Annotated in this window: 9 protein-coding genes and 2 pseudogenes; 7 read left to right on the top strand and 4 right to left on the bottom strand. The window is 60.9% G+C overall.

Going from position 1 to position 9,622, the window contains the following annotated elements; all coding sequences use genetic code 11:
- The 3 genes from pqqE to JCM25146_RS11500 form a co-directional block, all read left to right on the top strand.
- A partial coding sequence (pqqE, locus tag JCM25146_RS11510; protein ID WP_025828083.1) for a pyrroloquinoline quinone biosynthesis protein PqqE occupies positions 1-1,058 on the top strand: 1,058 nt, incomplete at its 5' end.
- A gap of 195 nt (positions 1,059-1,253) precedes the next feature.
- Entirely contained in the window at positions 1,254-2,213 is a 960-nt protein-coding gene (locus JCM25146_RS11505; protein WP_025828081.1) for a DMT family transporter, read from the top strand.
- A gap of 91 nt (positions 2,214-2,304) precedes the next feature.
- Entirely contained in the window at positions 2,305-2,658 is a 354-nt protein-coding gene (locus JCM25146_RS11500) for a zinc ribbon domain-containing protein YjdM (RefSeq protein WP_025828079.1), read from the top strand.
- Positions 2,659-2,770: 112 nt separating this feature from the next.
- On the opposite strand, the gene yghU is transcribed toward JCM25146_RS11500, so the two are convergent.
- From yghU to JCM25146_RS23990, 4 genes and pseudogenes are all read right to left on the bottom strand, one after another.
- Entirely contained in the window at positions 2,771-3,640 is an 870-nt protein-coding gene (gene yghU / locus JCM25146_RS11495) for a glutathione-dependent disulfide-bond oxidoreductase (protein WP_025828077.1), read from the bottom strand.
- A 201-nt stretch (positions 3,641-3,841) separates the two neighbouring features.
- A complete protein-coding gene (locus JCM25146_RS11485; protein ID WP_025828075.1) occupies positions 3,842-4,855 on the bottom strand; it encodes a ferritin family protein in 1,014 nt (337 codons plus the stop codon).
- A gap of 129 nt (positions 4,856-4,984) precedes the next feature.
- A pseudogene (locus tag JCM25146_RS19070) lies at positions 4,985-5,667 on the bottom strand (ATP-dependent Clp protease proteolytic subunit).
- 4 nt (positions 5,668-5,671) lie between these two features.
- On the bottom strand, positions 5,672-6,043 hold the full coding sequence (locus JCM25146_RS23990) for a hypothetical protein (protein ID WP_159101991.1): 372 nt from the start codon (positions 6,041-6,043) through the stop codon (positions 5,672-5,674).
- Between the two features lie 13 nt (positions 6,044-6,056).
- Here JCM25146_RS23990 and JCM25146_RS23985 point away from each other — a divergent pair, with 13 nt between their 5' ends.
- From JCM25146_RS23985 to JCM25146_RS11465, 4 genes and pseudogenes are all read left to right on the top strand, one after another.
- Complete coding sequence (locus JCM25146_RS23985; RefSeq protein WP_159101990.1) at positions 6,057-6,332, top strand: hypothetical protein; 276 nt, start codon at positions 6,057-6,059, stop codon at positions 6,330-6,332.
- Between the two features lie 83 nt (positions 6,333-6,415).
- Complete coding sequence (locus tag JCM25146_RS23980) at positions 6,416-6,868, top strand: OmpA family protein (protein WP_143296273.1); 453 nt, start codon at positions 6,416-6,418, stop codon at positions 6,866-6,868.
- Between the two features lie 170 nt (positions 6,869-7,038).
- Positions 7,039-8,272, top strand: a pseudogene (locus JCM25146_RS19060) (LL-diaminopimelate aminotransferase).
- Positions 8,269-9,582 carry a homoserine dehydrogenase gene (locus JCM25146_RS11465; RefSeq protein ID WP_025828073.1) on the top strand — a complete coding sequence of 438 codons (1,314 nt, stop codon included), beginning with the start codon at positions 8,269-8,271 and terminating at the stop codon, positions 9,580-9,582. The pseudogene JCM25146_RS19060 and the gene JCM25146_RS11465 overlap by 4 nt, the downstream one beginning before the upstream one ends.
- Positions 9,583-9,622: the final 40 nt, after the last annotated feature.

The raw sequence follows: 9,622 nt of genomic DNA, 5'->3' as shown, positions 1-9,622 counted from the left end.
TGGCGGAACTGACCCACCGCTGCCCCCTGCAATGCCCCTACTGCTCCAACCCACTTATGCTCGACCCCAGAACACAGGAACTGGGTACGGCGGAATGGCAGCGCGTGCTGGACGAGGCCGCGCAGATGGGCGTGTTACAGGTGCATTTTTCCGGCGGGGAGCCAATGGCCCGCCCCGACCTGCCCGAGCTTGTGCGCCATGCGGCCAAAGCGGGCCTGTATTCCAACCTCATTACGTCAGGCGTGCTTATCCGCCCCGATAGCCTGCGCGCACTGGCTGATGCGGGGCTGGACCATATCCAGCTCTCCTTCCAGGACGCACAGGCCACAACAGCAGACCGTATTGCCAACATGGCTGGTGCCCATGCCAAAAAGCTGGAAGCCGCCCGCCTGATTACGGACGAAGGCCTGCCGCTGACACTCAACTTTGTTATCCACCGCCAGAATGCAGAGCGGGTGCCCGCCATGCTGGAACTGGCCGAGCAACTGGGGGCAAGGCGGGTGGAAATTGCGCATACCCAGTATTATGGCTGGGGCCTGCTCAACCGCGATGCACTCCTGCCCGACCGCGCCCAGATTGACGCCACGACCGAGGCCGTTAACGCTGCCCGCACAAGGCTTGCGGGGCGCATGAGTATAGATTTTGTCACCCCCGATTATTATGAGGACCGGCCCAAACCCTGCATGGGCGGGTGGGGCCAGCGTTTTTTAAACGTTACCCCTACCGGCAAGGTTCTGCCCTGCCATGCGGCGGAAACCATACCCAACATCACTTTCCCCAATGTGCGGGATGCGGGGCTGGCCGCCATATGGGAGGAGGCTCCCATTTTTACCCTCTTCCGTGGCACACAGTGGATGCCCGAACCCTGCCGGTCTTGCGCTTTTAAGGAGGAAGACTGGGGGGGCTGCCGCTGTCAGGCGCTGGCCCTTGCAGGCAACGCCAGCGCTGCCGACCCGGTGTGCCATAAATCCCCCGATCACCAGCAGGTCACGCAGGCCATTGCCAGCCGCCCGCAAACACCCCCTCCGTTCCGTTACAGACGTTTTGGGAACGCCTGATACAAAACGGCTTTTATACGTGCGTGGCATCACAACCACCTGTGCACCACGCGCCCACCGGCATACCAAATTGCGCTGGACCTGCACTTGTGGCTAAGAGGCATACACATACACTCTCCCCGCTGTTCCGCCTTCGGGTTTTGCCCACCCGGCAGAACAGCTGGCCCCATCATTCCGATCAAGGCGGCATAAACCATGCACCATCCGGCCGAGCACCATAACCTTGGTAAAGGCATTGCCTGTGGCATGGGGGCCGGTGCTCTGTGGGGGCTGGTCTTTTTGGCGCCCGAACTCATCCGCAGTTTTACACCGCTGGAAATGGCCTGTGGCCGTTACGTCCTGTACGGCCTGTTTGCTGCCGCCATGGTTGCCCCACGCTGGCGGGTTTTAAGCCACACCGTGCCACTACGCACGTGGTGGACCCTTAACTGGCTCTCCTTTGCGGGGAATACGGCTTACTATGTTCTGCTTTCCAGCGCGGTCAAAAACGGGGGCATAACCACCACAACTCTTGTCATCGGGTTTTTGCCCGTGCTGGTCACGCTGGTTGGCAGCCGTGACAAGGACGCGCTGCCCCTGCGCCAGCTTCTGCCTTCCATCATACTCTGTGTGGCGGGGGCGATCTGCATTGGCTGGCAGGCCATGCATACGCACTCCGTCGCACGCGCGCCCTTTTTTGGGCTGCTCTGTGCCGTAGCCGCCCTTGGGTCTTGGACGCTGTATGCTGTGGGCAACAGCCGCGCCCTTGTGCGCCAGCGCCATTTCTCCGCCCATGACTGGAACCTGCTGACCGGGCTTGCAACAGGCGCGCAGAATCTGGCCCTGCTCCCCCTTGCCCTGCTGCTGGACCCCACAACCCACGGGCTGGCGCAATGGAGCAATTTTGCACTGGTCAGCGCCGGGGTGGCCCTACTGGCCTCCATTGCGGGCAATGCGCTGTGGAACAGGATGAATCAGCTCCTCCCGCTGACACTGGTCGGGCAGATGATCCTGTTCGAAACCCTGTTCTCGCTCTGCTACGGGTTTATATGGGAGCAGCGCATGCCTACAGGCACACAGGCCGTGGCTTTTGGCTGCGTCGTATTCAGCGTGCTGCTTTGTGTACGCGCCCACCGCAAACCGGTGGCACAGGCCACAAACGCCTCCACCGCATAAGCCACGCTGAACTGATGCACTGCGCTGCCGCTATTTCTATTGACCGACGCATGTATTAGGTTGCCCCCGATTGTAACACGGGGGGATGCACATGAGCGACCAACACAACTGTCCGCAATGCGGGTGTGAGCATATTTATCAGGACGGTGGGCTGTGGGTCTGCCCCGAATGTGCGCATGAATGGAACGAACTCTCCACCAGCGCCGATACGGATGCGGGGGACACCGGCGTTATCCACGATGCCAACGGCAATGTGCTGGCTGATGGTGACACCATTACCGTGACCAAGGACCTTAAGGTCAAAGGGTCGTCACTGGTGGTCAAAAGTGGCACCAAGGTCAAGAACATCAAACTGGTTGATGGCTCGGACGGGCACAACATTGCCTGCAAGATCAGCGGCATTGGTGCGATGAACCTGAAGTCCGAATTTGTAAAAAAATCCTGACCAGCCCCACATTATGGCGCGGGCAGACACCCGCACCATAAACAGGGTGTAACAGCAAACCCCACACGGCAGGCAGAGCCCCTACTGGAGCGGCCTGCCCTGTGGCCATTCTTCAGGACTTTGTGGCGTTCAGGCGGTCTTCGGTTCTGGTGGCAAAATCGCTGGCATCGTGGCGCTCATGCAACTGACTGGCGGGGTCGCCAAAAGTGCGGTTGACCATGCGCCCGCGCTGCACAGCGGGGCGAGCGAGCAGTTCCGTGGCCCAGCGTTGCACATGCGGGTAGTCCTGCACGCTCAAAAACTCTGCCGCATTATACAGCCAGCCTTCCACCAGCCAGCCATACCACGGCAAAATGGCCATATCGGCAATGGTGTAAGCATCCCCTGCAATATAAGCACTCTGGGCCAGCCTGCGGTTGAGCACATCAAGCTGCCGCTTGGTCTCCATGGCAAAACGATCGATCGCATATTCTATCTTTTGGGGGGCATAGGCATAAAAATGCCCAAAGCCGCCACCCACATAGGGTGCGCTGCCCATTTGCCAGAACAGCCAGTTCAGGCACTCTGTGCGGCCCTGATGATCGGTAGGCAGGAACGCTCCAAATTTTTCGGCCAGATAGAGCAGAATGGAGCCGGATTCAAACACCCGGACCGGGTGTTCCCCGCTCTGGTCCACCATAGCCGGAATTTTTGAATTCGGGTTGATCTGCACAAACCCGCTGCCAAACTGATCCCCCTCCCCAATACGGATCAGCCACGCATCGTATTCCGCCCCCTTGTGGCCCAGCGCCAGCAGTTCCTCCAGCATGGTCGTAACCTTGACGCCGTTCGGGGTCGCCAGAGAATAAAGTTGCAGCGGATGTTTGCCAACTGGCAGCGCCTGCTCATGCGTGGGGCCAGCCACCGGGCGGTTGGTGCTGGCAAACGCACCCCCATTGCCTTTGTTCCAGACCCATACCCGTGGGGGAGAATACTCGGTCATGACACTACCCTGTTCCTGATCATCTGTACCAAAACCGTGCGGCCCCAACCGCTCTGGGCCGCACAGCATGCGTATTAGGTAGGGAGCATACGCCGTGTTTTACACCCCGGCCTGCATGAAGCCGCGCATACCGCTCCAAACAAAAACAGCCTGCCCCAGATCGGGGCAGGCTGCCAGCGCATGCACGACTACCAAAAAAACTCAGGCAGCCTTTTTGGCATTGGCTTTGAAAATACCAGAAGCAAACTCCCACGCACGCCCTACATCACGGATAACGCGGGCAATGGCGGGGGTTGTGGTCGGGCGGAGCAGACGGGGGTCATACCCGGCAAAACGCCGGTCGTCCTCTTCCAGGCACAGGTCCATGAACTCGGGCAGGGTGATCTGGATGTTGGTCACTTCCTTGGTGCCGGTCACGGTAAAGTTGTTGTCCTGCGTGTGGACCTGCCCGCTGTCATCCACCGTACGGGCAAGGCTCATGCGCTCGTAGGCCAAAAAGCCCCAGACAGCCCATACCTTGGCCTCAAAGAACGGGCGACGCCACCACGGCATAACCGCGCGGTACCATGCCAGCCAGTTGGCAAACAGCAGGATGTGGCGGCATTCTTCCTGCATGATCGGCTCGAACGTGTCTGTCAGCGCTTCGGGGAAGTAACCCGAACGCTTGGCCAGCTCGAACATGCCAAAAGCAAAAAAGCTATCCACACATTCCGAAAAGCCGGTGACCAGATACGCCCACTCAACGTCTTTTGGCTCAACATACGGGGGCTCGGGGGCCATGGGAATGTTGTAGGCCGCCACCATCTTGGACAGCACTTCCTTGTGCCGGTTTTCTTCCCACGCATTGCGTGAGATGGCGTCCTTGACGTCAGGGTCCGTGACCAGATTGGCATAGGCGGCCATGCGCAGGCGGGCCTTGCCCTCGGTCTGCACGGCAATGTCCCAGATCGGCAGGGAGGTCACGCGGTGCAGGGTCTCGGGGTCCAGTTTGGGCCAGTCAATGACGGATGGCTTGTAGGGATTAAACGTATCGCGGAACATTTCCGCCAGTGCACGCTTATGCGCGTCCGACCCGGGCTTGAGCGGCCCACGGACGGGGCTCAGCCAGTGGCGTGCACGAAAATCCGCCTCAACCACAGCCTCTGCATTGGGCGGAGCCGGAAGGTCGTCCATGCTTTCGGGCAGACGGGAATAAATATCGCTCAGAGAACCCATGTGAGGAACCCGTTATCTGGGGACCTCCCCTTTGTGCAACCGGCCCTGAGTGGCTGGAACGCCGGAAGGTCCAATAAACCTGAAATATGCCGCCACTCCCCAATGGAAAATGGCGGCGATACCCCCGTGTTAGTGCAGATCACCCAGCTTAGAAATGATCTTGGTCACTAAACCGTAATCAATCGCCTCTTTTGCGGACATCCAGTAGTTACGGTCCGTGTCCTTGACGATTTTTTCGTAGGCCTGTCCGGTTTCACGCGCGAACAGGTGGTTCAGGCGTTCACGCATTTTAATGATTTCACGCGCTTCGATATCAATATCAGTCGCCGGGCCGCGCACACCGCCCATGGCTGGTGGAGCAGGAAGCGTGTGTTGGGCAGGCAGAATCGGCGGTCCTTGTGACCGGCGGCAAAAATAAGCGCACCAGCAGATGCCACCCAACCCGTGCCGATCATGTTGACCGGAGCAACCGAATCGACAAAGCGGATCATGTCATGGATTGTGTCACCACTTTCCACATGCCCGCCGGGGGAGTTGACGTACACATCAATCGGCTTGTCGGACTCACCGGCCAGCGCCAGCAGGCGGCCAGTTACGTCGCGCGCGACCTTGTCGTTGATGCCACCAAAAATAAGCACCTTCCGCTGCTTGAACAGCTTGTGCTCAAGCTCACCCTGCGGGGCACCAGAGGCTTTGCCTTCCTCTTTTTCCGGGGTTTCGGGGGTTTCCGGTTCATCGTCCAGCCTGATGGCGTTACGGGAGAAGAGGCCCGTCATTGCTGTCTCCGCACATTGTTCCGTATCAGTGTTCATGTCCTTATCCTGCGCTGCCCGAACGTGCCTGCCAAGGGGCAATCATGCGCTCTCTCGCCACGGAGGAGGGAAAAGGGTAAGGTACGGTGTAAATTATATCAGGTTTTGGAGCAGTCACCTCGCCATGCAGCAGCCCCCCTTGGAGCGTAAGCCGACAGGCCGGACCCATACCCCCCGGCACACCCGCTTTGCGCAGGCTGCCCGCATGGTCGCTCTTATGGCCTGTGGCAGCGCCATAACAGGCTGCGAACACCGCGATGCAGTAGACGCAACGCTGGAATGGACACGCGACCTGCGTGGTGGGGTTATCGCCACACAGCGCCCACCACCACCGGGGCAGTATGACCCCTACCCCATAGTGGGCCTTACCCCCCACACAGGCCCCCGATGTGCCATCCCCACAGGCCCGTGCGCTGCTGAGCGAGCAACTGGCCCGCGAGCGCAATCTTGCCTACCGGACCGAAGCCGCCAACGGCACGATGATCCCCGATATCCCGCCCCCTCCCGGCCCGACTGGCACTGGCACTGGCACTGGCACTGGCACTGGCACTGGCACTGGCCAGAAAACCACCCAGCCGACCCTGCCAGAAGGGGTTAACGGCGCAATCATGGATGCGGCGGACACACCGCCCCCACCTGCCCCACGCCCACGGCCACGCCCCTGAAGACCCCAAAACCCGCACTTCCGGGCATAACCGGGCTGAGCAGCAGCACCACGGCAAAAGCGGGGGCGGAAGCCGAAGTGGCCATGCCTGAAGTGCATGAAAAAGCAGATATCCCCGACCTGCGCCCGGACCAGATTCCACAAATACCGCAAAGCCCGCCCACGGCTCCCACCTTCCCCGGTTTTGACGTGCCAACGGATGCCAATATCCCCGACGCCAAACGCCCCAACTATGACCTGACGGATATCCGGGGTACGGCCTTCCACTTCCTGCCCCAGTCCGACCAGCTCTCCAGCGGGCAGGAGCAGACGCTGGACAAGGTGATACAAAAAAGCCCCCACGGCCCGTTGAGCATTCGCGGGTTTGGCGATGCCGCCTCCATGAGCGCTCAGGATCAGGCCGATGCCGTGCGCCTTGGCCTGCTGCGTGCCAACCGCCTTGCCACGGAACTTGCCAAACGGGGTGTTCCCCCCAGCGCCATAACCGTGCGCGGAGATGCGTTTGGAACCGGGGCAAAAGTGCTAACACCGCCTTAATTAAAGCTACGCGCCATACGGCACCGGCCTGCCTGCGTACGGTAAAAACACACCCGCACGGCGGTTTTGCATCCACAGGAGTTGCCTGTTCCGTTTTGGCGATTACTATGCCCACTCCCTATCATCCAACAGGGGCCATGCCCCCTGTCCTTTTAGAGCACCCAAAGTCCATGACCGAAGAGTTCCATCGCATCCGCCGCCTGCCGCCTTACGTGTTTGCCTCTGTCAATCAGGCTAAGGCAGCAGCGCGCGCACGGGGCGAGGATATTATTGACCTTGGCATGGGCAACCCGGACACCCCCACCCCGCCCCACATCGTCAACAAGCTGATTGAAACGGTAAACGACCCGCGCTCGCACCGCTATTCGGTCAGCCGGGGTATTCCCGGCCTGCGCAAGGCCGTGGCGGGGTATTATGACCGGCGCTTTAACGTAAAGCTCAACCCCGACAGCGAAGTGATTGTGACCCTCGGCTCCAAGGAAGGGCTGGCCAATCTGGCCTCCGCCATTACCAGCCCGGGGGACACCATTCTGGTGCCTAACCCGTCCTACCCCATTCACCAGTTCGGGTTCATTATTGCCGGGGCGTCCGTCCGCTCCATCCCCGCCACCCCGAACGAGGACATGCTGCGCGCACTCGAACGCGCCGTGCGCCACTCCGTGCCCAAACCCACGGCGCTGATTGTCAACTTTCCGTCCAACCCCACGTCGTATCTGGCTGATCTGGATTTTTACAAGGAGCTGGTCGCCTTTGCCCGGCGTGAGGAAATCTGGATTTTGTCCGATCTGGCTTACGCGGAAATCTATTTTGGCGATCTGGTGCCCCCATCCATTCTGGCCGTACCCGGTGCGCGTGACATTGCGGTGGAATTTACATCCCTGTCCAAGACCTACTCCATGGCAGGCTGGCGCGTGGGCTTTGCCGCAGGCAATGAGCGGCTGATTTCTGCCCTGACGCGCATCAAATCCTACTTGGATTACGGGGCGTTCACCCCCATTCAGGTTGCGGCGGTCACGGCACTGAACGGGCCGCAGGACTGCGTGGCCGACCTGCGCAACCTGTACAAGGAGCGCCGCGACGTGCTGATAAAGGGCCTGCATTCGGCCGGGTGGGATGTTCCCTCCCCCGAAGTCCATGTTTGCATGGGCGCCCATTCCCGAACCCTTCCGCGAGATGGGGAGTGTTGCCTTCTCCAAACTCCTGCTTGAGGAGGCAGGCGTTGCCGTGGCTCCGGGCCTTGGCTTTGGTGAATACGGCGATGACCACGTCCGCATCGGGCTGGTGGAGAACACTCACCGCCTGCGTCAGGCCCTGCGTTCGATCAAGGGCTTTATGGCGGCCCACGGCGTCAAGGCCCCTCCCTCTTCCAACCCAGCCCAAAAACCGGAGTCTGTTGTACCGTGACATCCTCTCCCTCTTCTTCTCCTCTTCGTCTTGGCATTGCCGGGCTCGGCACGGTTGGCGCGGGCGTTATTACACTGTTGCGCGCCAATGCGGACCTGCTGAGCGCACGCGCTGGCCGTCCTTTGGAGGTTGTGGCCGTCAGCGCGCGTGAGCGCACGCGCGACCGGGGGGTGGATGTGTCCGCCCTGCGCTGGTACGAGAATGCAACCGATCTGGTAAACGACCCGGACGTGGACGTGGTGGTGGAGCTGATTGGCGGGGCAGAAGGCACGGCCCGCGCACTGGTGGAAGCCGCCCTTGCCGCAGGCAAGCCGGTGGTTACGGCCAACAAGGCACTGCTGGCCCTACATGGTTCCACCCTTGCCCGCCTGAGTGCGGACAACAACGCCCCCCTGCTGTTTGAAGCAGCGGTTGCTGGCGGCATTCCCGCCATTAAAACCGTGCGCGAAGGGCTGGCGGCAGACCGCCTGCTGCGCGTTGGCGGTATTCTCAACGGCACCTGCAACTACATCCTCACCGTCATGCGGGAGACGGGCAAGGACTTTGCAACCGTGCTCAAGGACGCGCAGGACCTTGGCTATGCAGAGGCCGACCCCTCCACCGATGTGGACGGGCTGGACGCCGCCCACAAGCTGACCATTCTGGCAGGTCTTGCCTTTGGCCAGCCCGTGGCGTTTAACAGCGTGCATGTGGAAGGCATCCGCAGCATTGGCGCTGTGGACCAGAGCTTTGCCCGCGCTCTTGGCTACCGCATCAAACTGCTCGGCCTTGCCAGCATGACCGACGCCGGGCTGCACGCCCGCGTAACCCCCTGCCTTGTACCCCAGCATGCCCCCCTTGCGCAGGTGGATGGCGTGTTCAACGCCGTGGTGGCGGAAGGCGAATTTGTCGGCCGGATCATGATTGAGGGACGCGGAGCCGGGGCAGGCCCCACGGCCAGTGCGGTCACGGCGGATCTGGTGGATATTGCGCGTGGCAACACCATTGCCGTATGGGGCGTGCAGAGCAGCAACCAGCCCCCGCTGCGGGCCTGCCCCATCTCCAGCGGTGAAGGGGCGTTCTACCTGCGCCTGATGGTGGAGGACCGCCCCGGCGTTATTGCCGACATTACCGCCATATTGCGTGACTGTGGCGTCTCGCTGCGCAGCATGCTCCAGCATCCGGCGGAAAATGACAGCACGCCTTATGTTCCCCTTGTTCTGGTCACACATCGGACATCCGAGGCGGCCATGCAGGACGCTATCACCCGGATTGACGCCCTGAGTGTTGTGACAGACTCCACAGTCGTGATCCGGATCGAGGCTGCCTGAGACCCCTTGGCCAGCCCCGCTCCACCCTCTGACCGATTGT

This window comes from Acetobacter okinawensis JCM 25146, from assembly GCF_000613865.1.
GTDB classification, from domain to species: domain Bacteria; phylum Pseudomonadota; class Alphaproteobacteria; order Acetobacterales; family Acetobacteraceae; genus Acetobacter; species Acetobacter okinawensis.
The sequence above is the reverse complement of the archived record's forward strand: the minus strand, read 5'-3'. Positions and strand labels throughout refer to the sequence as shown.